At 52.4% G+C, this 26644-nt stretch carries 23 protein-coding genes; 9 read left to right on the forward strand and 14 right to left on the reverse strand.

Annotated features, from left to right (window positions below; all coding sequences use genetic code 11):
• The first annotated feature begins 11 nt into the window (after nt 1-11).
• The gene (locus CHB92_RS16290; protein ID WP_179223080.1) at nt 12-1136 is read left to right on the forward strand and encodes an SGNH/GDSL hydrolase family protein; all 1125 of its coding nucleotides are present in this window, start codon (nt 12-14) and stop codon (nt 1134-1136) included.
• Nucleotides 1137-1229: 93 nt separating this feature from the next.
• Here the strand turns inward: CHB92_RS16290 and CHB92_RS16295 are convergent, their stop codons facing one another.
• The 6 genes from CHB92_RS16295 to ggt all read right to left on the reverse strand — a co-directional run bounded on the left by CHB92_RS16295 (nt 1230) and on the right by ggt (nt 8333).
• Entirely contained in the window at nt 1230-2597 is a 1368-nt protein-coding gene (locus tag CHB92_RS16295; RefSeq protein WP_089320292.1) for an HTTM domain-containing protein, read from the reverse strand.
• A 332-nt stretch (nt 2598-2929) separates the two neighbouring features.
• Entirely contained in the window at nt 2930-3136 is a 207-nt protein-coding gene (locus CHB92_RS16300) for a DUF1059 domain-containing protein (protein ID WP_089320293.1), read from the reverse strand.
• A 294-nt stretch (nt 3137-3430) separates the two neighbouring features.
• The gene (locus tag CHB92_RS16305) at nt 3431-4111 is read right to left on the reverse strand and encodes an ABC transporter ATP-binding protein (RefSeq protein ID WP_089320294.1); all 681 of its coding nucleotides are present in this window, start codon (nt 4109-4111) and stop codon (nt 3431-3433) included.
• Between the two features lies 1 nt (nt 4112).
• On the reverse strand, nt 4113-5372 hold the full coding sequence (locus CHB92_RS16310; RefSeq protein ID WP_089320295.1) for an ABC transporter permease: 1260 nt from the start codon (nt 5370-5372) through the stop codon (nt 4113-4115).
• A complete protein-coding gene (locus tag CHB92_RS16315; RefSeq protein ID WP_089320296.1) occupies nt 5369-6475 on the reverse strand; it encodes an efflux RND transporter periplasmic adaptor subunit in 1107 nt (368 codons plus the stop codon). Before CHB92_RS16315 ends, CHB92_RS16310 begins: the two co-directional genes overlap by 4 nt.
• Before the next feature lie 163 nt (nt 6476-6638).
• Entirely contained in the window at nt 6639-8333 is a 1695-nt protein-coding gene (ggt, locus tag CHB92_RS16320; protein ID WP_373422651.1) for a gamma-glutamyltransferase, read from the reverse strand.
• A gap of 220 nt (nt 8334-8553) precedes the next feature.
• On the opposite strand from ggt, the gene CHB92_RS16325 reads away from it, so the two are divergent.
• On the forward strand, nt 8554-9552 hold the full coding sequence (locus CHB92_RS16325) for an amidoligase family protein (protein WP_089320297.1): 999 nt from the start codon (nt 8554-8556) through the stop codon (nt 9550-9552).
• 86 nt (nt 9553-9638) lie between these two features.
• Nucleotides 9639-11039, forward strand: coding sequence for an erythromycin esterase family protein (locus CHB92_RS16330; protein ID WP_245842644.1), 1401 nt, complete (start codon nt 9639-9641; stop codon nt 11037-11039).
• Nucleotides 11040-11099: 60 nt separating this feature from the next.
• On the opposite strand, the gene CHB92_RS16335 is transcribed toward CHB92_RS16330, so the two are convergent.
• The 3 genes from CHB92_RS16335 to CHB92_RS16345 are packed head-to-tail and all read right to left on the reverse strand — an operon-like array spanning nt 11100 to nt 13528.
• Nucleotides 11100-12266, reverse strand: a complete 1167-nt coding sequence (locus CHB92_RS16335) for a DUF6920 family protein (RefSeq protein WP_089320298.1) — start codon at nt 12264-12266, stop codon at nt 11100-11102.
• Between the two features lies 1 nt (nt 12267).
• Nucleotides 12268-13071, reverse strand: a complete 804-nt coding sequence (locus CHB92_RS16340) for a hypothetical protein (protein WP_089320299.1) — start codon at nt 13069-13071, stop codon at nt 12268-12270.
• Nucleotides 13052-13528 (reverse strand): hypothetical protein, encoded by a 477-nt coding sequence (locus CHB92_RS16345; RefSeq protein ID WP_089320300.1) that lies wholly within the window; start codon nt 13526-13528, stop codon nt 13052-13054. The genes CHB92_RS16340 and CHB92_RS16345 overlap by 20 nt, the downstream gene beginning before the upstream one ends.
• Before the next feature lie 264 nt (nt 13529-13792).
• Here CHB92_RS16345 and CHB92_RS16350 point away from each other — a divergent pair, with 264 nt between their 5' ends.
• The gene (locus CHB92_RS16350; protein ID WP_245842646.1) at nt 13793-14749 is read left to right on the forward strand and encodes a YihY/virulence factor BrkB family protein; all 957 of its coding nucleotides are present in this window, start codon (nt 13793-13795) and stop codon (nt 14747-14749) included.
• A gap of 102 nt (nt 14750-14851) precedes the next feature.
• Here CHB92_RS16350 and proB read toward each other — a convergent pair whose 3' ends face one another.
• Both proB and proC read right to left on the reverse strand, forming a co-directional pair.
• Nucleotides 14852-15622 carry a glutamate 5-kinase gene (proB, locus tag CHB92_RS16355; RefSeq protein WP_089320302.1) on the reverse strand — a complete coding sequence of 257 codons (771 nt, stop codon included), beginning with the start codon at nt 15620-15622 and terminating at the stop codon, nt 14852-14854.
• A gap of 24 nt (nt 15623-15646) precedes the next feature.
• On the reverse strand, nt 15647-16450 hold the full coding sequence (proC, locus tag CHB92_RS16360; RefSeq protein ID WP_089320303.1) for a pyrroline-5-carboxylate reductase: 804 nt from the start codon (nt 16448-16450) through the stop codon (nt 15647-15649).
• A gap of 349 nt (nt 16451-16799) precedes the next feature.
• Here proC and CHB92_RS16365 point away from each other — a divergent pair, with 349 nt between their 5' ends.
• A complete protein-coding gene (locus tag CHB92_RS16365) occupies nt 16800-17252 on the forward strand; it encodes a tellurite resistance TerB family protein (protein WP_089320304.1) in 453 nt (150 codons plus the stop codon).
• A gap of 105 nt (nt 17253-17357) precedes the next feature.
• On the opposite strand, the gene CHB92_RS16370 is transcribed toward CHB92_RS16365, so the two are convergent.
• Nucleotides 17358-17726, reverse strand: coding sequence for a hypothetical protein (locus tag CHB92_RS16370; RefSeq protein ID WP_089320305.1), 369 nt, complete (start codon nt 17724-17726; stop codon nt 17358-17360).
• A gap of 220 nt (nt 17727-17946) precedes the next feature.
• Here CHB92_RS16370 and CHB92_RS16375 point away from each other — a divergent pair, with 220 nt between their 5' ends.
• Nucleotides 17947-18282 (forward strand): hypothetical protein, encoded by a 336-nt coding sequence (locus CHB92_RS16375; RefSeq protein ID WP_245842648.1) that lies wholly within the window; start codon nt 17947-17949, stop codon nt 18280-18282.
• A gap of 536 nt (nt 18283-18818) precedes the next feature.
• On the opposite strand, the gene uvrA is transcribed toward CHB92_RS16375, so the two are convergent.
• A complete protein-coding gene (gene uvrA / locus CHB92_RS16380; protein WP_089320306.1) occupies nt 18819-21368 on the reverse strand; it encodes an excinuclease ABC subunit UvrA in 2550 nt (849 codons plus the stop codon).
• Nucleotides 21369-21594: 226 nt separating this feature from the next.
• Between uvrA and CHB92_RS16385 the strand changes: the two genes are divergently transcribed.
• Nucleotides 21595-22017 (forward strand): hypothetical protein, encoded by a 423-nt coding sequence (locus CHB92_RS16385; protein WP_089320307.1) that lies wholly within the window; start codon nt 21595-21597, stop codon nt 22015-22017.
• A 63-nt stretch (nt 22018-22080) separates the two neighbouring features.
• Here CHB92_RS16385 and CHB92_RS16390 read toward each other — a convergent pair whose 3' ends face one another.
• On the reverse strand, nt 22081-22833 hold the full coding sequence (locus CHB92_RS16390; RefSeq protein WP_245842650.1) for an alpha/beta hydrolase: 753 nt from the start codon (nt 22831-22833) through the stop codon (nt 22081-22083).
• 292 nt (nt 22834-23125) lie between these two features.
• Here CHB92_RS16390 and CHB92_RS16395 point away from each other — a divergent pair, with 292 nt between their 5' ends.
• Both CHB92_RS16395 and CHB92_RS16400 read left to right on the forward strand, forming a co-directional pair.
• Nucleotides 23126-24685: a protein adenylyltransferase SelO gene (locus CHB92_RS16395; RefSeq protein ID WP_089320308.1), complete on the forward strand. Its 1560-nt coding sequence runs from the start codon at nt 23126-23128 to the stop codon at nt 24683-24685.
• 273 nt (nt 24686-24958) lie between these two features.
• On the forward strand, nt 24959-26620 hold the full coding sequence (locus tag CHB92_RS16400; protein ID WP_089320309.1) for an alpha-amylase family protein: 1662 nt from the start codon (nt 24959-24961) through the stop codon (nt 26618-26620).
• The last annotated feature ends 24 nt before the right edge of the window (nt 26621-26644 follow it).

Here is a 26644-nt window from a genome sequence, read left to right on the forward strand (position 1 = left end):
AAACCGCTTTTATGAATTTTAAATACAAGTCCCTGATGGCAGCTTTCAGTTTGCTTTGCCTAAGCTGTGCCCCCCTGAAAGACAGCGGAACCCAAACAGATGATGTGTTACCGGCCACTGCTCTGCAACCCTATGGCCGGTATAACTTAAACAACACCCAGGATCTGGAGCTAGTGAGCTCTGCCGTGCATTTCGGGTTCAGCTTCGAAGGAGACGAAGCCCGCCTCTATGCCTCCATCCCGAACGCCGAGGGCCACAATTACCTGCAGTACGAGTTGGACGGGGCCTATCAGAAAAGAGTAAAGGTATCCGGCACCTCAACCGAACCCATCGTGATTAAAGTTCCAACAAGGGGTAGGCACACGGTGTGGGTATACAAAGCCACAGAAGCCCATACAGGGCCTATCGCCATTCAGAAAGTAGTGGCAGACGATATTAAAGCAATCCAAAAGCCCGGCGCGCCTATCATTGAGTTTATCGGTAACAGCATTACCTGCGGCGCTGCCATGGACCCTTCGGAGGTAGCTTGCGGCACCGGCGAGTACCACGACCAGCACAATGCGTACATGGCTTACGGCCCAAGGGTAGCCCGAGCCCTGAACGTTAATTTTGTTCTGAGCTGCGTAAGCGGCATTGGGGCCTACCGTAACTGGAACAGCGACGGACCCACCATGCCACAAGTGTATGAGAAAACAGACTTTCAGGATACAAACACGCAGCGCTGGGACTTCAGCACCTTTACCCCAGCAGTGGTGAGTATCGCGTTAGGCACGAACGACTTTAGCCATGGCGACGGCAAGAAAGAGCGCTTGCCCTTTGACAGCGCCCGTTTTATTAGCAGTTATGTCAATTTTGTGCAACTGGTTAAAGCGAAGTACCCGGAAGCCCAGATTGCCTTGCTGAGCAGCCCCATGCTGAACGGCAAGGACAGGACGACCCTGCAACACGCACTAACAGCCATAAAAGAGCAAATTGATGCAAAATACCCGGCTGATAAACCTGTCGCCCTACACTTCTTCCAGCCCATGCAGGCAAGCGGCTGCACCGGTCATCCGAGCGTGGAAGAGCACGGCATTTTAGCAGATGAGTTAACTCCTTTTTTCAGCAAGCTGCTAAAAGACCAGGTAAAGAGCTAAGCCAGGGGCTAAGAAGCATTCTGCTGGTTAAGCTACTACAACTGCCCCGAAGGTACATTCAGCTCTGAAAGTGCCTTCTTTTTTTAACCGGACTCACTCTTCAGCCTTTGAGAGCACACGCCTGGACCAGGGCCAGCCATCCGCCTCCGGGCGTGGTGTTACCCAAGCTTTCGCCCCCCTGGTGTACGGCACGGAAGCAAGGTCAACGGTGCCATCTACGATAGGGTGACGCCCATAGCCGTTCAGGCTGAGGTAGGACCTTACATATACCTGCGGCCTGGCCATCCCCTGCTTTTTGTACTCTTCTTTAAGGAATTGCGCAAATTGCCAGATCATGTCCGGGTGCTTTGCCAGTTCCCTTACCTGGTCTCTTGTCAGATAGTCTCTTTCCCGGACAGTTACCGTCTTTTGCATGGTAGCATCCTGCACGATAAAGTTGATGCTCCCGCTTTTGGTGCGCAGCATCATGCGCCAGGAGAAGCGATGCCCCTCTTCTGTCCAGTTCACGTCGCCCGGTATAAAAAAATGCCGGAGCGGAAACACCAGCTGCCAGCTCAGGTACAGGATGAAGAAATAAACACCTATTTGTTGCTGCCAAACCGGTTGGGCTAAAACGCGGTGGCACCCTACTGCTGGCAAAGCATCTTTCCGGAAAAACCACCTGGCGATTTGTGCCGGACTGAAGAAAAGCACATTGGCGGCGATCATGAAGTACGGGAAGATGCCTACATGGAAAACGGCAGAGTTAAAGATATGGAAAGCAAAAGCAACCCAAAAAGCAACCATACGGGTACGGGGCCACAGCAAGGCAAAACCAATCAGAAAGTCGAACAGTACGCCGCCCCAGCAAACCAGCCAGATCATTTCCGGCGTGTTCAGGTAAGGCCCTATCACATAAAAATCCGTTTTATGCGACATCCAGATGCTCATGGGCTTGGCAGCCAGCCAGTCGGGCTGTACTTTGGCCACCCCCGCATAAAAGTAAACTAAGAGCAGCTGCACCCTTAAAAGCCACAGGGTCCACTGTGGGGCCACGGCGCTTTCCAGCTCGGGTTGTCGCCGTACGTCCAGGGAGTGCTTACGATGGGCTGGTAGCAGCACCATCAGGCCACTGATTAAAAAGATAAGGTAGTGGTGGTTCAGGTAGTGGGTCTTTTCGCAGAAGAAACTGTAGCCAAACAGCAAAAAGAACAGGAAGGAGACGAGTTTGTAGCGCCAGCCCACCAGAATCAGAAAACCTAGGAGGGCCATGAGCAGGTAAACGTACACCATGCCATCTCCCGGAAGCGGCTTCAGCCATTCCAGACCTATGTATCCGAAATGAAAAGTAGGTGCTACATAATGCTCCTGCACCCACCCGATCAGCACGGCTCCAATCCCCTCACAAAGCATCAGCAAGCCAAATACAATCCGGAAATAAACCAGCGGGTAAATGGAGATGGGCTTTAAGAGTTGCAGCATGTTTTAACCTGTTTCTAAAACACCTGGGAATGGGAATCTGGCGTGTTCAAGACTCCCATAAAAGGAAACAAGGAGCCCAGGCTATGCCCTTTATAACCTGATGGATCGGCGGGCTTGCTTTGCTGCCCCGGGTATGGTGAGAGACCTTCACAGCATGCTGAAGATCTCTCACACTTCACTGCCATTTTCGGCTCTTACCTTCAGCACATCCGACGAAACGCACTGGAGGCTTTTTGCGCAATAACTCCTTCCCCGAGTTAAGGGCACGGGGTATAAGCAACCCCAGGGCAGCTAATGGCAAACTTCTGCCGGGGAATACGGGTACCTTTTATCTAGATCGTTGGCTGCCGTACCTTGCTGTCACTTTCCTGCTCGTCTTTGATCAGAAGCTTTAACTGATCTGCAAGCGCTGGCGTTACCGTAACGCCGTGCACCTCGCGGGCGTGTTTGCCAGCCAGGTTTAACACCTCCTGGTCATCTGCGGCACGAATCACACCATCACAGTCAAATCCGGCATCGCGACATTTTAGCGTTCTCATAATACCTGTCCTTTAAAGATTGATATAAAAATTACCCAAGGCCAACAGTACAAATACGGGCATGCAAATAAATACATGACTTTGTAAGCAAGGGTAACAGCCGAGTCAGAAAGCTTCTTCTGCTCCCCTTGCGCACAAAGTTCTCTATACTAAGCTGATACCCTTCTTTCTTTATAAAGTTTAATTACAACACTATTTAGTTAAACTAAATAAGTAAAAGCCCCTGATTCTTGTGTAACAGGCCTGTTCCGCGGCCTCAGTTGATCTGCTTGCTGCCCTTAGCGGTAGCTTGACTTAATGCCGGATGATCCTGCCGTCTTCCATCTCGATGATGCGGCTGGTATTTTCAGCGAAACTTTGGTCGTGGGTTACGATCAGCAGGGTCTGGTGATACGCTTCTGCCAATTGCCTGAAAATCTCAAACACCATCTCGCTGTTTCGCTTGTCGAGGTTGCCGGTAGGCTCGTCGCCCATGATGATGTGCGGGTCGTTGATGAGCGCCCGGGCGATGGCTACCCGCTGCTTTTCGCCTCCCGATATCCGGTTGGCCATTTTCATGGCCAGGTGACCGATGCCCAGCATCTCCAGTCGCTCCATAGCCCTGTGCTCCACTTCCGCCTCACTGTACTTGTTAAGCTTCAGGCCGGGCAGCATCACGTTACGCAGCACGGTAAACTCATTCAGCAGGTAATGAAACTGAAAGACGAACCCGATCTTCTCGTTCCGGATACGGGCCAGGGCTGCGTCCGTCCTGCCCGTCATCCGTTCACCGTCAATCAGGAGTTCCCCCTGGTAGTCGGTATCCATGGTGGAAAGAATGTAAAGCAGGGTAGACTTACCGCAGCCCGACTTGCCGATAACAGACACGAACTCCCCCTTCCGCACAGAGAAGGTAATATCGTTCAATACCTGCACCGTTACCGGGTCGTGGAAGCTTTTGTAAATGTGCCTTGCCTCCAGTATAATGTCCTGCATCTTACTTACCTCTTATAATTTCGACAGGGTCTACCTTACTCGCCTTGCGGGCTGGGAAAAAGCCGGCAAAGTAAGTTGTGATCAGGGAAAAGACCCCTCCTATAAAATAGAAAACCGGGCTGTAGTTGACGGGGTAGGTTTTGACGGTGGGCAAGGCCGCCGTGTTAAAGGGGATGTTATCAATGACCACGGAAAACATAAAGCCCAGCACAAGGCCTACCAGGCCCCCAAAGAAGCCAATACTGAGGGCTATCACCAGGAAAATGCGGTTCACATCGCGGCCCGAAAAGCCCGTGGCCTTCAGGATGGCGATGGAGTCCATCTTCTCGAAGATCATCATGTTCAGGATGTTGAAAATCCCAAAACCGGCGACCACCAGTAAGGTAATGCCTACCGCATAGGAAATAAGCGAGCGGATAGAACTGCCTGTTTCGAACTGGGCATTGGCCGTCTGTATGTCTTCCGCATCTGCCCCGTACAATTGGCTGTACTCTTTTGCCAGCGCCGGAGCCAGTGCCATGTCCTTTAGCTTTATCTGTATATCAGTAATATAGTTGGCGGGCTTCCCCAGAAGCTTTTGCACAGTACTGATGGAGGCATAGCTCTGCACTTTGTCAATCTCCTGTATCCCCGACTGAAAATAGCCCACCACTTTCAGGGGGAAGCGCTCGCCCTGGGAAGTGGTTACCTGCACCACGTCACCGATGTCTGCCACCAGGATCTCGGCGAGGCCTTTGCCCAGGATAATGCTGTTCGACACGTTTTTAGCGTCTATCGCCGTGCCCGCTGTTACATAATCCTGAAAGTTGAACAAGCGGCTCTCCTCCTCCACGTCAATGCCATTGATGATCCCCGTGATGTCGATCGTGCCCTCGTTGAAGAACACCTGGGTACTAAGCTTGGGGGCTACCCCCAGCACCCGGTCATCCGCCTGCACGGCCTGCATGATAGGCCCACTGTTGTAGATCTCCTGCCGGGTTACCCCCGACTTTACGGAGTGGATAAAGTTATAGGATTCTTTGAAATCCGGGGACGCGTTAACGGGCTGGTTTGTGCTGGGCTTTACCTCATTGTACAGGCGCACATGCGGAGTGCGGTTCAGGATCAGGCCATCCAGCAGGTCGTTCAGGCCGTTCATAAAGCCGAGCAGGGTAATGAACATGGCAATACTGAACGTTACTCCCACTGCCGCCACCAGCGTTTGTTTCCAGCGGGCAAGCAGCAGGGACTTGGCGATGCCGAATATCAGTTTCGCGTTCATGGGGCGGGCTTCACGATAACGTCGTCCTTGCTAAGTCCCTCCAGTATCTCCACCTGCTGATAGTCTTTAAGGCCTGTTTTTACCGCCACCTTCTCCTCATTTTCCTTCAGCACAAACGCACCGTCCAGCAAATACTCCCGTGGGATAAGGAGAGCGTTCTCTTTGGCCTGAATGATGATGTTGGCCTCGGTCGTCAGGTTCGGGTACAGGGTGGCCGGTTTGGTGACAAAGGCAGCCTCTACCGTAAAGGAACGGGTTCTTTCGTTCATGGCCGGGTTTATCTTGTACACCTTGCCTTCAAACACCTGCCCCTTGTAGCTGTCCAGGTTCAAGAGTACCCTTTGGCCTGGCTTCACCCGGGCGATGTCGTACTCGTCTACCTGCAGTTCCAGGATAAATTCATCGGCATCCCCGATCACGGCCACCGGGCTTTGCGGGCTCACCATCTCGCCTTTCTCTTTCAGCACGCTGTACACTTTACCGTCCGTTTCGCTTTTCACCGTATAGTCATCCGTCCTGGTCTGGCTGATCTGCAGATTCTTCTGTGACTGCCGGGCGGCAAAGTCAAGCTGCTTTTTCAGGTCCTGGTACCGTAGCACGGCAGACCGGTAAGCGGTCAGTGAGTTCTTGTAGCTGAGCTCTCTTTGCTCCAGTTCTACTTTGGTGCCGATCTGGTTTGCCCACAGGTTGCGCTGCCGTACCAGAAGCAGGGAATCGTTCTGTTTTTTACTCCGGGCCAGGTCTATTGCGGCCTGCAGTTCGTTCAGCTTCTCCGCATTGGCGTCCACGCGGGCAAATTCAGCAGCTATGCGGGCATTTTCAGTGCTTAAGCGGGCGGCCTCGTTCTCCACTTTCAAGAGGGGCGTACCCTGCTGCACCAGGTCCCCCTCCGTCACCAGCACTTGTTGCACAGTACCGGACACCGATGGGAACAGCTGGTACTGGTCTTTGCTCCTCACTACCCCCGATGCGTAAACGGACTCGGAGATGTTGGCCACGGTAGGTTGCGTTTTTTCCTGCTCACCCCCACAGGAAGCCAGCAGGAACATAACCGGGAGCAGGGGAAGCCATCGCTTCAGAAAGGGTATGCTTGTAGATGCCATGGAGCAGCTTTAGGTATGATAAAGGCTTTGCAAGACGGACAAACAACAGGCGAGGCCCCGCTTTGTTTCCTGCCCGCCATGCTGCCCCAAATGTAACGGATTCAGGAGACTCAAAACATGATATAGCTCAGTTTCTTTATCCGGCAAAGAGCCTGGTTATCTCTTAAAAGCCGGCCGCGGCATCATCTCCCCGGGGATCGGCTCCTCCTTCCAACCGGCCGTCTGGCAGTACCAGTATGCCGGCAGCCCGGCCTATGCCACCGCTTGGCTTCGGCACGACTTTATGGCCTTTCCACCACAATCCTAAAGCAGTACCCGGCCCCAAAGCGCCCCATTCTGATAAGATCCAGTCCGGCTTCCACTGATGGTGAAAACGACCAGCGTTCACAGCCCCCTGCATCGGGAAATCATGGACAATCACGTTCAGGATGATCTGGTACACCGTGGTAATGATGGTAGAGCCTCCCATGGCCCCGATCACCATGAACAACTCCCCATTCCTTTCCAGGATGGTGGGGCTCATAGAACTCAGCATGCGCTTACCCGGTGCAATGGCGTTTGCTTCCCCTCCTATTAATCCGAAGCTGTTGGGGTAACCTGGCTTTATACTGAAATCATCCATCTCGTTGTTGAGTAAAAAGCCGGCCCCGGCTACAAATACCGTGGAGCCGAAGTTGCTGTTCAGGGTGGTGGTAACAGAAACAGCGTTCCCCGCCGGGTCCACAATGGAATAATGCGTGGTATGGGGGCTTTCGGGGGGAGCAGGCACACCGGCAGAAATGTCATCGCTGTCGGTCGCATCTTCAAGTGAGATACTTGCTGCCCTGCGCCTGATATAAGCGGGATTCAGCAGCCCGGCAACAGGCACCTCATAAAAGTCTGGGTCGCCGAGGTGCTTGGCGCGGTCGGCATACACGCGTTTTTCAGCCTCCACCATCACATGCGCGGTTTTTACTGTATTCCAATCCCAGGCATCCAGCGGATAGTCCTCTGAGAGCGTTAACAGCTGTATCAAGGCGATGCCGCCACTGGAGGGAGGGGGCATGGTGATAATGCCGTAATCCCCGATCTCGGCTGTAAGGGGATCGCGCCAAACAGCATCGTAGGCAGTGAGGTCCTCTTTGGTAATGATACCACCGCCTCTTTCCATTTCAGCCACGATCAGGTCTGCCGTAGGGCCTTCGTAAAAGCCCGCTCTGCCCCTGTCCCTGATCCGCTCCAGGGTACGGGCCAAATCCAGCAGTTGCAGAATATCCCCTTCTTTCCAGTGATCTTTGAGGATAAACTCCGGTCTGCGGGTGTTATAGGTCAGGAAATCCGCGCGCCGCTCATTAAGTTTCCTTGCCTCCTTCTCGGTGAGGGGGAAGCCATTGGTAGCCAGCTCTATGGCCGGCTGCACGAGTTCAGGCCAGGGCATGCTCCCGTAGCGTTCATGTGCCTCCACCATGCCCGCCACGGTGCCCGGCACGCCTGCCGCCAAATGTCCCAGCACGCTAAGGTTCTCTATGACCTCTCCCTCCTCGTTCAGGTACATGTCCCGGTCCGCCGCCAAAGGAGCCTTCTCCCGGTAGTCCAGGGCATCCAATGTGCCATCCTGCTGCCGGAGCACTAAAAAGCCGCCGCCTCCAATGTTCCCGGCGTCGGGGTAAACCACCGCCAGGGCAAACTGTACGGCAATGGCCGCATCCACGGCATTCCCACCCCGCTGCAGGATCCTGGCACCCGCCGCGGAGGCTAGCGGATGAGCCGTAACCACCATGGCCTCGTCCGTTATGAGGCCTACCTCATCAAGATCTCGGTCCAGGCAACCTGTGAGCCCGAGTAAGGCAAAAAGGAATACAATTCTTTTAACTGTCACAATATGCTTTTAGTCGATAATTGGTAAACCTTTCTCTTTACCCCCACTCTGCACCACAGGTTTTACAAGCAGGGGTTAAGGCCCCGACCATAGCAGAGGCAAGCCCCAGTACTAAGGTTCTTCCTCATCCTATCTCTGTACTTGTTTGCGTGGCACTGCAGCTGCCGCGGAACAGAATTCAGTTATTGACGTTCTTACTTAGACATCAGACTTATGGCATATGCAATTCAAGCAACCTCCTATCCTGTACAATGAGCAAGGGCAGCTGCGCACCGTTGGCTTCGAGCTGGAGTACGCTAACCTGGGCATAGAGGAATCCGTCCGTTTGGTGCAGGAACTGTACGGAGGGCAGGTAGAGAAAGAGAACCGGTTCAAGCAGCACGTCAGGGGCACGAGTTTAGGAGATTTTACAATAGAGTTTGACCTGACACTCCTGACGGAGATGCGTTATAAGAAAGCATTTGCAGCGTTTAACATCCGGCTGGAGGACATAAGGCTGGGGGAAAGTGCACTGGAGGAGGAACTGGAAAATGCGCTAGAAAGTGTTATCGGGAAGTTGTTCCCTTATGAGATTGCCTGCCCGCCTGTGCCTTGTACCCAGCTGGAGCAAATTGAAAAACTACGGGAGGCCCTGCACCAGCACCATGCAGAAGGCACAGAAGCTTTTCCGACGAATGCCTTTGGCACCCACATCAACATACAGGCTCCAAATACAAATACGGAAACCCTGTTAACGTATTTAAAGGCCTTTTTACTGCTTTATCCATTATTAATAGAAACAGGTAAAACGGACCTGGCACGTAAAATCAGTCCTTTTATTGATCCTTATCCCACTGCTTATGTGGAGCTGGTCTTGTCTCCGGACTACCGCCCAAACCTGGACACGTTCATTGAGGACTATCACACCTTTAACCCGGACCGCAACCGGCCTGTGGATATGTACCCCATGTTTTCCGCCCTTAAGCACGATAAGCTGGAGCAGTACACGGGGCTGGGGAAAGTAAAAGCGCGGAAAACCTTCCACTACCGCTTACCAAACAGCTCCATCGCAAACCCTAACTGGACCTTGGCACAAGAATGGAATAATTGGGTAATGGTAGAGGAACTGGCAAATGATCCTGAAAAAATAGCGCAACTAAGCCGGGAGTACCTCGCCCTGAAGAACAGCACCCTCTTAGGATTTGAGAGCAAGTGGCTAAAGCTGCTACGCCAGTCATAAGACAACCTGCTGTCTTGGCGGAAGCATAGTAACCTGAAACACGACTGCTATACCCCAATAGAAGTATAAAGAAAGAAGAGGAGCTAGTGCGTGATAGAAAGAAAAGTTATTGGTGGTATGCCGCACTGATATGGTTATGGATCATACCCTCGGCTTGCAGCGATAAACCGCCGCAGCAAGAAAAGGGGACAGAGAAAGAGGTTGTACTAACGATTCCTAACTACCCCCTGCAGAGTGAAGAAGACCTGGACGTTTTACTTGAGGAGATTGGTGACGCGCGGATTGTACTGCTCGGAGAGGCGTCTCATGGCACTTCAGAATACTATACCTGGCGGGCAGCGATTACCAAGCGCCTGATCGCGGAGAAAGGCTTCGACTTTGTGGCCGTAGAAGGTGAATGGGCCGACTCTTACCGTGTAAATGAGTTTATCCGGGGTGGCCCCAGAGACAGCGCAGAAGCCGTGGCGTTGTTGCGCAACTTTAACAGGTGGCCTACCTGGATGTGGGCTAATTACGAGGTAGCCTCTTTCGTGAGTTGGCTGAATGCCTACAACCAGGCGGTACCGGAGCCAGCCGAGGTTGGCTTTTATGGGCTCGACGTATACTGCATCTGGGAATCAATGACCGAACTGATGCCTTACCTGGCAGGAAACCCAGCCCTGATGAAAATGGGGCAGGAGGTACATGAGTGCTTTCAGCCCTATAGTGCCGATGCACAGCAATATGCCCTGGCTGTCGCGAACGCCGATGCTAACTGCCGGGCAGAGATAAGGCGGTTGTGGAAGGCGGTTCAAAAGCTAAGCAAAGCAGAAGGAGAAGGAGCCACCCAAAGTGAGGCGCAGTTTGTAGCGGAGCAGAATGCCCTGGTAGCCCTGAACGGAGAGCGTTACTTCCGGACGATGGTGACCAGCAGCGTGGAGTCCTGGAACATCCGCGACCGCCACATGGCCCTTACCTTGGAACGCTTGCTGGAATTTCACGGTCCCGAATCAAAAGCAATCATCTGGGAACATAACACACATGTTGGGGACGCCCGCTACACGAATATGGTAGAGGCAGGCGAGGTAAACGTGGGGCAACTGGTACGGCAGGAATACGGAAAGGAGAACGTGTTTCTGGTGGGCTTTGGCTCATACAGCGGTACTGTTATTGCGGCCGGCAGCTGGGGCGCGCCGATGAGAACGATACCGGTACCGCCTGCCGCAGAAGGTAGCTGGGAGCAAATACTGCACCTGCTGGGCCCTACAAACAAGATCATCCTTTCGAAAGACATCCGGAATGAGAACTTCCTGAAACGCCCCATAGGGCACCGGGCCATTGGGGTGGTGTATAACCCCGAACTGGAGCACCTGGGCAATTATGTGCCCTCCGTCATCCCCAAGCGCTACGATGCCTTTATTTTTATCGACACGACCCAGGCCCTGCATCCCATCGAGACGATCACAGTAAGTAAGGAACCGCCCGACCTCTACCCTTGGGGCACTTAAGCTTTGGCTAATCCCGACAGCAGAACTGCTATGCAAAGAAACGACAGGCTATCAGGGCTATCACACAGCCTCAGGGGTAGCTTTGTCCTCGCGGCTTATGCTTGCGTCTGCCCTGTGGTTGTAAGCTATGTCCGAAATCTGCAGGCGGTACCAGGTGAAGTCGCCCGTCAGTAACTGCCAGGTAACGGCTGCCCTTGTCGGCACGCGTATGCCCTGGAAGGACCGGAAAGAGTTGCCTTCTATCGCCACGTGCCACGACTCCAGGGTTGCGCCACCTTTGCGGCTATAATAGCGCTGCGCCTGAAAGCTTTTAACGTCGCCCTCCTCTGTAAATTTAAAAACACCAGCGGCCGTTATTGCGCCATAGCGCATCGTAGCCTTTGCCGTCGTTGCATCTATTCCCTCCCAGCTTATGTAACGGCATAAGGCCGCCGTAGGGTACCACACCATCTCTGCGAGGTAGCGTAACAAGGAGCCCTGATCTGTCTCCGGCCCCTTTGCATCGGCAACTGAAAAGAGGGCCAACAGCTTGATGAGCATATGCCCCCTGCCCTCCTCGTACTTGTCGCGCCCATACAAGTGCAGGTAAGGGGCTGCCTTTACATCTGCCACCCACAAAAAACCGGGCGTATCCACCGTCACATACTGCTCGGCATTAACAGGCATCCAGGCTCCGTTAGGTTTGGTGCGCATTTCCCCTGTCTGCTTCAGCTGCACGGCCTGTATACTTTCTTGGCCGACGACGCTGGAACGCTGCAACCATTTTTGCACAGCAGGAGGTAGCCGTAACAGCATCCCTTCTGTGAGCACCTCCTGCTTCTGGGGAACCGGCTGGTAGAAAGCTCTTACTTCCGCTGCCACCATCCTGTGGAAACGCCAGGCGCCGTATGCTAACAGGACGCTGAACATGATGATCCCATTCGCCACCGTGCCGTACCGGGCATCTGCCCAGCAAGCGATAATAAGCAGTTGTGACAGCAGCACCGCTGCCAGGCCCATCATCCACCACCAGTCCTTTTTCAGCAAGAACAGCAGGGCAGCAGCCAGAAACAGCACGCAGCTTAGGCCCCAGGCTAGACCTACCACCTCTAAAGGTGCATGCTGCAGCCGTAGCAGTGTATCGGTATTAATCGGATCTTCCGCAGCCAGGTGCCAGGCGTTCAGGAAGCCCAGCAAGTGCGTAAGCCCGTGGATTACCAGGAGCAATGAAAAAACAATGCGTACCATATTAACTGTAGTTTGGTAAAGGTTTCAGATTCCGCAACAACAGCAGTATCCCCATAAGGCCGCCGCTGGCCACAAATACATAAAAAGGCATGAGGGGATCCCAGGCGCCACCCAGGCGAAAGCCCGCAACAAGAGCCGTTGCCACGCTTAAGACCAGGCCATAGGTAAACGCTTTCACCAGCATGATGGCTGCTAGTACATAGCCCCAGGGACGGCGCCTCCAGAGCAGTACTGCCGCCAGGGCCGTGCCTGGTACCACCACCGACAGGTCTAAGGCGAAAATGAGAGGGGGCACCTCTGGCACTTCCCCATGTAGCACAAACTGAAGGCATTGGGAAATCTCGACAATGCCGAGGGGGATGGAGATAAAGAGCAGAAAAACGCTGATCCCTCTTACGGGGGTCTGCCGCGTAAACTCCTTACTGATCCTGCGGGCGTTTAGGGAGGCCAAACCTTGCACCAAGGCACAAATGGAAAGCGAGAACAGGGCGACGTACAGTAGGAAGAACAGGTTAAAGCTGGCTCCAAACAGGTAAAAGGCATAGTTATAGACCATGTAGCCAAGTAAGCCCATCCACACCAGCTGTGCCCGTTCAGAGCCTCTTTGGGCATAAAACAAAGAGGCAAGCAGTAAAGGGACCACCACAAAAAAAGTAACCAGGTCGTTGCCGAGCCAGGCAATCTTGATAGGGGCACTGTCGCGGTAGAGCCCCTTTATTACGAGCCCCCCACCAGAGGCAACAGCTGCCAACCCGGCTATGATCACCGAAACCGCATAGGCTCCTTTAAACTTTGCCCCTGGCATGGCGCTCTTTACTTATCGTGAAATAACTTATCACCTCTGGCAACATGGTAAATACGACAATGCCCAGGCCAACGATCATGACCAGTGGCTGCAGCCAGAAATAAGTTGTGAGTACTATTTGAACTGTAATCCAGGTAACCGTTAGGATACCTGTAAAAAGCGAATAGGTCCAGGCCCAGTGTTTAGCAGGGTAAATGTTCAGCAGGCCCGCCCACGCCCAATCAGGCTTAAACAGAAGCCCGACCAGTGTTAGAAGCGGGAACACGCCCATACAAAACAGCAGCAGGATACCCGGCAACAAGTAAGTACTGAAGGGCGAATGCCCCAACCAGGCTGTGCTCATGCCCAGCAGGCTTCCCCTTGGTTCCAGGATCAACAAGGCTCCACCGACAAGCCCGTTCAGGCCAAGTAGCAGGTGTAGCAAGCCAAGCAGGTACAGTGCAGCAGGAGGCTTCATTTCAGTAGGATTAAGGGGCACATTACTGCTATAAAGTTATATCTCCCTTTAGCTGCATACACTGATGTTTATCAACGCACGGCATGATGCTCATCAGCTTAACGCGCTAATTCCCATACGTTAACCGACTCAACCCGCAAAGTAAAAACGCGGTTTAGTTACGGTGCCCCTCCTAAACGATGCCCCTTAAAATACCAGTGGGAAATTAACCAATAAGATTGCTCTCCGTTTTATAGTTTAAGTGTAATGAGAAACGAAAACCGCATGAAAACTAACAAAGGCAGAACGGCTGAAAGGCCTTCCGATATTCCAGGTTCTGGCTGGAAACAAGTGATGCTAAGGGTAAAAGATCAAATCAGCAGCGACAACATAGGCATTGTGTCTGCCGGTGTCGCCTTTTACTTTTTCCTGGCCCTGTTCCCTACCCTGACGGCCATCATCTCAATTTATGGCCTTGTAACTGACCCGGCTACGGTAGAGCAACAAATGGAGCAGCTCACGAATGTGTTACCGCAGGAGGCACACCAGTTGCTGACGGAGCAGCTGCGCTCAATTGCAGAGAAATCAGGTTCCTCCTTGGGCTGGGGGGTAGCACTGAGTATTCTTCTAAGCCTGTGGAGTGCCAACAGTGGTACGAAGTCCCTGTTTGAGGGCATCAACATTGCCTATGACGAAGAGAACGATCGTAGCTTTTTGAAGCTAAACGCCATCACCCTGCTCTTTACGCTGGGGGGGATCATATTGGGTATTATTACGGTGACCCTGGTGGTGGGCTTCCCGGCCCTGGCGGGTAATCTTGGATTGTCAGACACGATACAAACCGTTATCAGTTGGGGCAGGTGGCTTATACTGGCAGCCATCGTGATGTTCGGATTAGCGCTGATCTATAAAGTAGCCCCTACCCGCGACGATCCCAAGTTCAGGTGGGTGAGTTGGGGCTCTGCCATCGCTACTGTTTTGTGGCTGGTGGGCTCGCTGCTGTTCTCCTGGTACGTCAACAATTTCGGTAGCTACAGCGAAACCTATGGTTCGGTGGCTGCCGTGATCATCCTGATGCTGTGGTTTAATCTGACAAGTTTCATTATCCTGCTAGGGGCCGAAATCAACGCAGAACTGGAGCACCAGACAGCAAAAGATACGACTGTTGGCAAGCCTGAACCGATGGGGCAAAGAGGTGGCTACCATGCCGATCACGTGGCTGACGGACAGAAGAACAAATAAAAAATAGAGCAAACAGTAAAAGCCCGCCGGGAGTGCAGACGGTGCATCCGGCGGGCTTTTACTGTTTAACTAACTTCCTTAAAATTTAGCAGTAAGGCGGGGTTAAATGGTAAACTTGGTACCTACGTTTTTGCCTTCCACGATATCCAGGATCACGTTTTTACGCTTTCCGTTGGCGATATAGGTCACGATGTTCTTGGCAGCCGTTTCTTTTGCGATCTTTAACTTAGACTGCATTCCGCCTCTGCCCTCGGCCTCTCCTTTTTCCGTTTGCTGCACGTACTTCTCTACGTTCTCTTCCACTTGCACCTGGTGCAGCAACTCAGAGCTCTCATCATCCGGATGCCCGGTGTACAAGCCATCTGTATCCGTTAAAATAATCAGCATGTCTGCACTGATCAGCTCAGCCACCAGGCTGGCTAACTCGTCGTTATCCGTAAACATCGACATCGTCAGGGACACGGCATCATCTTCGTTCGCGATGGGCGTTACACCTTCCGATAACAGGCCCTCATAGCAATTGAGCATGTTCTCGTGGTGCCGGCCCGGGCTAAAGTCCCTTTTGGTGGCCAGTACCTGCGCGCACCGCAGGCCGTAATCATGAAACAGGCTGTAGTAATGCCGCATCATGCGGGGCTGGCCAACAGCCGAGTACACCTGCCTGCGGACAGAATCATCCTGTATGCTTATCTCTCCCAGGATCTCCTTTCCGGCAATGGCAGACCCGGAAGAAACTAACACGCATTGTATCCCCTGCTCATACAGTTGGGCGATTTGACGTACCAGACTTTTTAGAATTGGTCCTACAATCCGGTTGTCCCGGTTGGTCATTACGTTGGTACCAACTTTTATAACTACTCTTTTCTTATGCATTAGAAATCATTTTAGTACAACAACCTATTCCTTCCCTAATTCAACTGCACGGTTAAACGCTGCATAGGCTGCTTCTTTAATCCGTTCTTTTACATTGTTGTCTTCCATGGAGTCCAGCGCTGCCCTGGTGGTACCTCCTTTAGAGGCTACCCGGTTCATCCAGGTGCTTGGCGACAGGTCATGCTGGTTGAAGAGTTCTACTGCTCCTTCAAAGGTCTGGCTCACCAGTACTTTGGCATCGCTGTCACTAAAGCCCATCTTTAACGCAGCTTCCATCATCGACTGCATAAAGTAAAAGACATAGGCTGGGCCACTACCAGATATGCCGGTAGAGGCATCGATAAAGTTTTCGTTCTTAACCTTGATTGACTTACCCGTGGTGTCCAGTAAGTTTTTGATCGTGAGCAATTCTACCCGCGACACTTCCTCTGATCCGGTGTAGGACGTCACGCCTTTCCCTACCAGGGCAGGCAGGTTTGGCATCGTGCGCACCACTTTGCGAATGCCCAGGGAACTCTGTATTTTGTCGATCGTAACACCGGCCATCAGGGAGATAAAGATCTGCTGCTGGTTAACCATCCCCTTTATGTTCTCGAAAAGCTCCTCGCTGTGAAAGGGTTTTACAGCAATAAAGATCAAATCGGCCTTTGGTACGCAATCCTCCAGTGTTTCATACACCTTGAAATACGAGATTTTCTTTAACTCCAGGATCTTCTCCGGAGAGATGTCATAAATCATCAAATTGCGACCACTCAGTAATGGGGACTTCGCCATTCCTTCGGCGTACGTGAGGCCCATGTTACCTGCACCGATTACTAGTACTTTCATGCTTATTTTTAATTTTTTTAATACGGCAATACTGCCATTTTGCAATGCATACCATTTACGAAATGCGCAAAGCATTTTTGCGGGCATTATCGAAAATGTAAGGTGATAGCTTTAAAATTAATAAAAATTGCACTTTATCCCTAGCTTTACTTCATAAGATTTGCCCTTGTAGTTCTTTCAGACTGTTTTACAGGTAGATGCAGCCATGGATTTTTCCCGGGAAGCCAGGCCGCATATACACAGAAGCGGCTGGGCAATTCTGTCAAAAAAAACTATTTGCAGCAACTTTCGGAGCTATTTGGGGTAGTAGAAACCTACAGACACTGAAAGAAGCAAATAGAATTATTTAATGGGACTTTTCGACAAGAAATACAGTGCAGTAACAGCAAGTACCTTTACGCCCCAAAACGAACAGGAAGCCTGGATTGCCATTATGCACGCCTGCATTGCCGTAGACGAGGACATCGCCGATGAAGAACTGGATGAGTTAGCAGAAACGTTAGCTTATAAAGACTTCTTTGAGGGGCATAACGTGCGGGAGTATTACAAGGCGGTCTTGTTGGCGCACGCTAAAATTGGCAGCAAACAACTGATCGACAACAGCGTGGAATATATAAGCCCTGAGAGTAAAAACACCCTTTTTGCCTTAACCATTGAATTACTTCTTGCTGATGAGGTATTAGCCGATAAAGAAAAGGAGTTAATCGGTTACCTGACTTCTGCCTTGGATATAGAGGAAGAAATTGCTGACAGTATCGTAGATAAAAAGCTGAAGCAGCACAAAGGAAATGAGGGGGTATAAATGCAGCAAGTACTGTATTTATACCCCGGCCGCCGGCAATCTCGTGCACGGTGGATAAAAAAAGGAGCTTCAAGCTCCTTTTCTGATAGGTCTTACCATCTATCCTTAAAATCTGTCTGAGGTATCTGCTTCACCGGCTTCTTCGAAGTGGGTGGCTTGTTTTATCTTCTTTTCTTTGCCCTCCGCATCTTCATAAGAACGCTCCTCCACTTCAATGGACAGGACTTTTCCTTTCAACTCTTTAGAGTCTACCTCTGTCTTTTCTATCCCAGCTGCTTTTAAAAAGGCTGCCAGTATTGGCTGGCCGGGTTCGCTCAAATAAAAGCGTTGGTTGATAAAACCATCCTCGTTCTCAAAACGACAGTTGATGAAGGGCACATCTTTGTTTTCACTTCTTCCTTCATCTACTTCCGTTATTTTTACCACGTGCCGTCCTTCCGGCAGATAGGGCTTTTCATGTACGTTCAATTTCATAATGTTCTTCTTTTTGCTAATTTTTTACGCAAAAAGAGTAAAAAAGGTTAAACAGCAGAAGTAATCACACCATATTAGCTAATATTATTAGTTTTACCTCCACAAAATGTGCCCCCTAGCATTTTCCTATCTAAACCGTTGGATTACCCGTACAACAAAGTAGCCCGGGAGAAATCCTGGGCGGAATTAAATTTTGTTGAATAAAAGAAGGAGACCGATTATGGCAGATCAGAAAGATAAAAGCAATGAATTAAAATCACACGCAGGCGAGGGTGGAAACCTAAAGGACCAGCGCCAATCCAATACAGGTCCACAGGCAGGAAGTGCTGCAAACACACGCGGCGAGAACAAGCCTCATACAGAAGGTGACAGCGCTGGGGCCAAGAAAGCGAAGCCAGACCTTGAAAAGGACAGCCCGCAAGGCTCGCACAGAAACTCAACGACCACGACTCGTGGTGCAGACAGTACTGACAAGGAGTTCCGCAACAACCAGCCGAACGCCAGTACCCTGAAAGGGCATAAGAGCAGCTCTGGCTTGGGTAACGAAAAGCAGTAGTAAAAAGCTATAAAGTTATATAGGTGCTTTGGCACCTGTAGCAAAAGCCTCGGATATCTCCGGGGCTTTTGTTTTGTCTACCTGTGTCCGAGCTTCATGACTGCACGCTCTGTTTCCTCAACCTCTGTCATTTCTTGACCATTTTGTCTAAGCTAGCATAGTTACTGCTAATCCTATAGAATTACTTGCTTCCTTTTTTTGTGGAGTCAGTCACTGTACACAAGCGGACGCTTGCCCAGGGACGGGCATCTCTTAACTATGAGACAGACACCTTTGCCCAGAACATGAATGATGTTTTTTTGTAGAGCGTTCAACGAGTAGGTGCAGGGTTCTCAACAAACAAATTTGCTTGGCTCTTTTGCACTCCCCTCCTTTTTTCAAGGAGGGGTGCCGAAGGCGGGGTGGTTCATCTCTTTTTCGAAGAGAAACTCAGGCCCAGCCGGCGAGGTGAGAAGCCAGCCCAAAGCTACATAGTCTCAGTCTTGCCAACCCCTCCGTAACCTGGACAAACTTTTCTGAGCTAAGCTCTCCTCATACTACCTTCCCCTTAAAAAACGAGCTAAGTAAGGAGCGGTTCGGCTTTCTGATGAAGCCGCTATTTCTGCAGGAATGCCCGCTGCCACTACCATACCTCCCTCCTCTCCTGCTCCCGGACCGATGTCCAGTACCCAATCACTGCCTGCCACTACCCGCATGTCATGCTCGACCACCACGACAGTGTTACCAGCTTCTATCAGGCCGTTTAATTGCGTCATTAGCTTTTCCACATCAGCGGGGTGTAGCCCTGTGGTGGGTTCGTCTAACACATAAAGGGTATTTCCGCGCTGCATCTTTTGAAGCTCAGTCGCCAGTTTGATGCGCTGGGCCTCGCCGCCGGATAACTCCGTAGCGGACTGCCCTAACCGCAGGTAACCAAGGCCTACTTCGCGTAAGACTGTGAGCGGCCGCAACACTTGGGGCTCTTCGCTAAAGAACTCCCAGGCCTCATCCACTGTCATACCCAGTACTTCCGCGATGTTTTTATCGCGGTAGGTTATTTCCAGGGTCTTCACATTGTAGCGTGTGCCATGGCAGGTAGGGCAAGGCGTGTACACACTGGGCAGGAAAAGCAGTTCTACCATCACGAAGCCTTCTCCTTTGCAGGTTTCACAGCGGCCTTTCGATACGTTAAAAGAAAATCGGCCGGCATCGTATCGGCGTTTCCGGGCCTCTTTTGTTGCGGCAAAAAGCTTACGTACATGGTCGAAGAGACCTGTGTAGGTGGCCATGTTAGAGCGCGGTGTACGACCGATCGGTTTCTGGTCTACCCGCACCAGGCGCTTGATATGCTCCATCCCAGCCGTGATCTGGCCGCCACTTTTGGCCTGTTCCTGTCGCTCCAGTTCTTCGCTTTCCTCTTCCTCAGCAAGTACCTCCTGCCCCAGGTGCTCCGACACTAACTCCACCAGGGCCTGGCTTACCAGGCTCGATTTACCGGAACCCGATACACCTGTTACGGTCGTCAGCACACCAAGCGGAAAAGCAACATCCAGCTGATGCAGGTTATTACGCGCCACCCCTGCTAATTGCAGCCATGCAGTTGGTTTACGTGGCGTATGACTGGTACCCTCAGAATGGTCAAACAAGTAGCGCCGCGTTTGGGACGTTTCCACTTGCTCTAAGCCTTGAGGTGGGCCACTGTAGAGTACCTCCCCGCCTTTTTCCCCGGCGGCCGGGCCTACGTCTACCAGCCAATCGGCCTTTCGGACGACATCCAGGTTATGCTCCACGATGAATAAAGAGTTTCCGGCCTCCTTCAGGCGCGCTAGGGCCGAGAGGAGTGCTTCGGTATCCGAGGGATGGAGCCCGGCAGAGGGTTCGTCGAGCACGTACACCACCCCGAAAAGATTCGAGTACAGCTGTGTGGCTAAGCGCAGGCGTTGCAGCTCTCCGGGAGATAAGGTAGGCGTGCTGCGCTCCAGAGACAGATACCCGAGGCCAAGATCGAGCAAAACCTCAAGCCGTGCCAACAAATCCGCAGCAATCCGCTGGGCCACGAGTACCTGCTCCGGGTGCTCGTTTTCCTGCTGCCCGTCCTTCGCGCCTGTGCCAATAGCGTAAGGCTGCAGGAGGCTGACGAGCCGTTTCAGGGGCAAACGGGAGAAATCCGCAATATCCAGGCCCGCAAAGGTTACCGACAGGGACTCGGGGCGCAGGCGCTTGCCGTGGCAGAGCGGGCACGCCACGCTAAGCATGTACTGGGCCACCCGCTTTTTCATCATCTCACTGTTGGAGTTGGCAAAGGTGTGCATCACATGCCGCCTGGCACTCGAGAAGGTGCCCATATAGTTCGGTTCTGCCTTCCGCTGTAGGGCCCGCTGTGTCTCCTCGGGTGACAAGCCCGGGTATACCGGCACTACAGGCTGTTCCTCCGTGAAAAGGATCCAATCCCGCTCTTCCTGCGGCAGCTCGTGCCAGGGGCGGTCCACATCATAGCCCAGCGTCACCAGAATGTCACGCAGGTTCTGTCCGCCCCAGGCCGTTGGCCAGGCAGCAATAGCCTTCTCCCGAATCGTGAGCGAATCATCCGGCACCATCGACTGCTCTGTCACCTCATAGATTTTGCCCAGGCCATGGCAGGTAGGGCAAGCACCCTCTGCCGTATTCGGTGAAAAAGCATCGGCATAGATAATGGATTGCCCCGGCGGGTAGTTACCGGCACGGGAATACAGCATGCGCACCAAATTGGAAAGGGTCGTTACGCTGCCCACCGAGGAGCGCGTTGTAGGCGTGCCCCGCTGTTGTTGCAGGGCCACGGCAGGAGGCAAGCCATCCACTGTATCTACCTCTGGCACCGACATCTGGTGAAACAGGCGCCGGGCATAGGGCGAGACAGACTCCAGGTAGCGCCGCTGCGCCTCTGCAAAGAGGGTCCCGAATGCCAGCGAGGATTTTCCGGAACCAGAGACACCGGTAAACACAACCAATGCGTCACGGGGAATGTCGAGGTCTACATTCTTTAAATTGTGCTCGCGTGCGCCCCGCACACGTACATAACCACTACTTTTATCTGAATTTGGGAAAGAGACAGGGATATTTTTTATCATGTTGGAGAGGCCCGGCTTCTTTGCTGACACCGGGCTTTCGACTGTGCTTTACAAAAAGTGACAGCTGCTAAGTTAAGCAGCTTTGTCCTAAATTATAAATCAGCCTTATAGACAACTGCTTATCAAATACCTAGCAGGCACAAAGGAATTTTGCTTTATAAAAAGGGGTTATTGGAGTACCTTTCGTGCCTAAACCGATCATGATTGGAGGTAAAGATACCAGACGATGAGACTTACAGGAAATTTACGCGACATCAAAACCCAAAGAGACGACCAGCTTCAAGACATAGTGCTGCACATTGATAAAGTAGAGTACCTTACCCAGAAGAAGGATGGCAAATACTTTCAGCCCTTTGAGTTTGTGGATGAACTGGATACCCCCCTGGTGATTACCGGTGATCGCCTGTCGCGCACAGACACTAAGCACCTGGAAGAGGGAGAGCACGAGTTTAACGTGTACGATAAGGTGGATGGCGCGTACGAGCTCAACCCAAACAAGCACCTTTCAGTCACCACAGAATACGATTTCGACCTGGACCTCACCATCCTCACTTCTGTGTCTTACGTGGTAACAGTATCGAACGAGGAGTTCACAGAGATAAAACAGGAAAAGCATAAAGCCAGGAAAGGAAAAAGGAGGCACAGGTAAATGTTTCTTCCTGCTTGTGAAAGAACATTGCCTGCCCACCCGCCTTCACCTGTGCTCATGGCCTCAGTCATTGCCTGTTAACCGGCTTTCGCTGCCGTTGTTCCCGGTAAACCAGTCCACACCGCTCCTGCGGATAAGCTCGGGCACCTCATGCGCTCCGTTAAACTCCTGGTAGTTGACCTGTAGGCCCCTGCGCTGCAACTGCGCTACAATACGCCGGCTACATGGGTCAACCGGGAGCACAGCGTCTTTGATGCCGTGCGAGATAAAAACGTCAGGCTCCCCTGCTGTCGTAATGGTATAGGCAAAGCCGGGCGAAAAGGCAAGGAGGTGCGTAAACAGGTCACCATTCGTCAGGCCGAGGCAAAGCCCATAGGAAGCTCCATCAGAAAAACCACCGATGGCGATGCGGGTTGGATCAATATGGTAGCGGGAAAAAGCCTGTTCAAGCGCCTGGTCTATGAAAATTACGTCGGCGCCAAAAGCATCGCTGGCGATAATATCCCAGGAATATTCCCGGGAAGCGGGAGCAATAAGGATCATATTATGCGCATCGGCATAGCGCTGCAACAAGGACAAGCCTTGCTCGGCAGGAGCCCCTGCCCCATGTAACATAACGGCCAGGGCAGCCGGTTTGTCCTGGCTGTAAGTATCGGGCACATACAGAAAGCCGTCTTTCTGGTCATCCAGGCCCAGCCGTTGTACACCTCTTTTAAAGTCGGCTTTTTTCGCTTCAGTGTCTGGCCTTGCCGTTAAGCGGCCCACATCATAAATGTCTCTGTTCGTAACCATGTCTTTCCTTTCTACACTTTCCATTGTTTTTCGACAGGCTAGCAAGCGTGCGAGTATTTAATGTACAGCTGCTAAGCCTGACTACCGGGCGCCACTCTACGCTTACCCTTCGTCTACGGTAAGAGAGGGCTTTAGTCCGGAATCATTTAAGTTTCGAACCCTAGTTAGAAAAGCCAGCACTAGAGGTAGGAAGCAGGCGCTTGAGGGGAGACCTTGGACCAGGCTTAACTATTCTGGGCCATTCCCTGTTATAGAAAGAACGGGGAAGCTAGATCAAAAAGCTGTACCGGAATAACATACCATTTAAACCAGACCTATGGAGAGCCTGAGCTCAAAAGAATATAAGAATGAATTTGTAAATACCTTCGAAGGCGATGACAGCGGCGATAAACGCCCGCGCCAGACGCCAGGCGTACTGTACAGTAAAGTATCCCCTACCCCTGTTGCGGAGCCAAGATTACTGGCGTGGTCCGAAGACCTGGCCAGAGAGCTAGGCGTCCAAAAACCAAGTACCCCCGAGGAAATGGCTATACTGGGCGGAAACCTTGTAACTGATTCCATGCAGCCGTATGCGGCCTGCTATGCCGGTCACCAGTTCGGGCACTGGGCCGGCCAGCTAGGCGACGGACGCGCCATTACCTTAGGGGAGTGGGAGACGGCTTCCGGAAAGACCTGGGAGCTGCAGTTGAAAGGCGCTGGGCCTACCCCCTATTCCCGCCGTGCCGATGGCAGGGCCGTGCTGCGCTCTTCGGTGCGGGAGTACCTGATGAGCGAGGCCATGTATTACCTCGGTGTACCTACCACCCGGGCCCTGAGCCTTGTTTCGACCGGTGACCAGGTGCTGCGTGATATGTTTTACAACGGCAATGCCGCCTATGAGCCCGGAGCCATCGTGATGCGCGTGGCCCCAAGCTTTTTACGCTTTGGCAACTACGAAATGCTGGCCGCCAGAAAAGAGGTCGAGCACCTGCGAAAGCTGGTTGGCTGGACCATTGAGCGGTATTACCCGCACCTACAGGGAGAGGACAAAGTGCTGGCCTGGTTTAAGGAAGTGGTGGAGCGTACCGCCAGCCTGATGGTAGCGTGGCAACGGGTAGGCTTCGTGCACGGGGTAATGAACACTGATAATATGTCCGTCCTCGGCCTGAGCATTGACTACGGCCCCTTTTCCTTCCTGGATAACTATGACCCGAATTTCACGCCGAACACCACTGACCTGCCAGGCCGGCGCTACGCCTTTGGCCAGCAACCCGGTATTGCTTACTGGAACCTGGGCTGCCTGGCCAGCGCCCTTGCGCCCCTGTTCCCGGATACCAAGGCACTGGTGTCCGTTTTAGAGGAGTATAGCGACCTCTACGGACAGAAATACCTGACGATGATGGGCCACAAGCTGGGACTGGACCAGGTAAAGGGCAATGACGTGAACCTTATTGTTGATCTTGAAGAGGTTTTAGCTACCCTGCAGCCCGATATGACCATCTTTTACCAACTGCTCATCGACCTGCCGCTAGACCTGAAGGATGCCCAACAGGTGGCAAGCCATTTCGCTGACAGCTTTTATACAGCACCGGATGCAGCAGAAAAAGAGGCTCTTTACTCTTTCATACAGCGTTATACAGCGCGGATCACAGAAAACACCTGCTCCCGGGAAATATCCCGAAAGCGTATGCGCGAAAGTAACCCGCGCTTTATTTTGCGCAATTACCTCCTGCACCAGGCGATAGAGGAGTTAGAAAAAGGAGAGGACCAGCTCTTCCGGGAGCTGCAGGAAGCGATAAAAGCACCTTATTCTGACAAGTCTGATGCCTTCCTGGTTAAACGGCCGGCGTGGGCAAACCAAAAAGCAGGCTGCTCCATGCTCTCCTGCAGCTCTTAATAGTTTGTTGAAGGGCTCAGACATTTGCAAGCTAATTACACAAGAAAGGCTACCGCTCTGATGGCCTTTCTTTTTTTTCACCTCTTTCGTACGCCTTCTTCCCTTGCCTTTACAGCCATAGCTGTCTGCTCACAGCTAACAGTGAGATGGCTCTCTTTCACTACTATCCTGGTATAAAATTAGGCCTTAACATTAGCTGTAATCCCCGCTTTACCGTTTAAGAAGAAGCCTTATCAAAAGATAACAACACACAGCTTTGAATAAACAACACCGATGATAGAGGACCTTTGGTATAAAAATGCCATCATTTACAACCTGGACATCAAAACCTTTATGGATGTAAACGGTGATGGCATCGGGGACTTTGAGGGGCTGACCCGCCGGCTCGACTACCTGGATGCCCTGGGCGTTGATGTTATCTGGTTGGCTCCCTTTCAGCCCACCCCTGATAAAGACAACGGCTACGACATCAACGATTACTATGGCGTAGACCGTAAGTTCGGCTCCAGCGGCGACTTTGTGGAGTTCATGCACCAGGCCAACAAGCACGGCATCAAGGTGATCCTGGACCTGGTGGTAAACCATACCTCCAACGAGCACCCCTGGTTCCTGGAAGCCCGAAGCAGCGCGGCGTCACGGTACCGGGACTGGTACGTGTGGTCCGAAAAGAGACCCGCTAACTGGAACAAGGGCATGGTTTTCCCGGGGGTGCAGGAGGCCACCTGGACCTATGACAGAGAGGCCGAAGCCTATTACTTTCACCGTTTCTACAACTTCCAGCCTAACCTGAACATGGATAACCCGGAGGTGCGTGCGGAAATACGGCGCATTATGGGCTATTGGCTTCAGCTGGGGATCGCGGGCTTCCGGGTGGACGCCGTGCCGTTTATTCTGGAATGCCCTACCCCCGGCCTGGAAGAGCACGAAATGAAGTTTGAGTACCTGCGCGAAATGCGTCACTTTCTGCAATGGCGAAAGGGAAACGCGATCCTGCTGGGGGAGGCCAATGTATTGCCGCACGAAAGCGAGAACTACTTCGGTGAAGAGGGAGACGGGGTGCACCTGATGTTTAACTTTTATGTGAATCAGCACTTGTTCTATGCCCTGGCAACCGCTGAGACGGAGCCTTTGGTACAGGCACTGGAAGCCACCCGCCACATATACCCCACCTCGCAGTGGGCCCACTTCCTGCGGAACCATGACGAGTTAGACCTGGGACGCCTGACGGAAGAGCAGCGACAGAAAGTTTTTGACCGCTTTGGCCCGGAAGAGCACATGCAGCTGTACCACCGCGGTATTCGGCGGCGCCTGTCCCCCATGCTGGGAAGCCGCCAGCAGACAGAACTGGCCTACAGCCTGATGTTTTCCTTGCCGGGCACCCCTGTCTTACGCTATGGCGACGAAATAGGCATGGGCGAGGACCTTAGCCTACCGGAGCGGGAGGCAGTGCGTACTCCCATGCAATGGTCTGATGATCTTCATGCTGGTTTCTCAAGGGCCGGAAAGATAGTCCAGCCCATTATTGACCAGGGCCCCTACGCCTACTCACACATAAACGTGGAAGACCAGCGCCGTAAGCCTGAGTCCCTGCTTAACTGGATGACGGCCCTGATACGCCTTCGGAAAGAATGTCCAGAAATAGGATGGGGAGATTGGGAAATACTGCCGACCGGCTTACCCCAGGTGCTGTGCCTGTACTACTGCTGGCGCGGCAACTCCCTGGTCATATTGCACAACTTCGATGTAAGGCCCCATGTAATTTCACTGAACCTGAACCTCCAGCAAAAGAAAGAGTACAGGCTGGTGGACCTGATGGTGAACGATGAGAGCATGGCAGACGAGAAGGGAAACCACACCATAATGCTGGAAGCTTATGGTTACCGCTGGTTCCGGGTAGGCGATCTAAGCCATTTGCTTTACCGAAGTAAACAGTAAGAACAGGAAGGCGCCGCGCAGCAA

The organism is Pontibacter ummariensis (genome assembly GCF_900188175.1).
GTDB classification, from domain to species: domain Bacteria; phylum Bacteroidota; class Bacteroidia; order Cytophagales; family Hymenobacteraceae; genus Pontibacter; species Pontibacter ummariensis.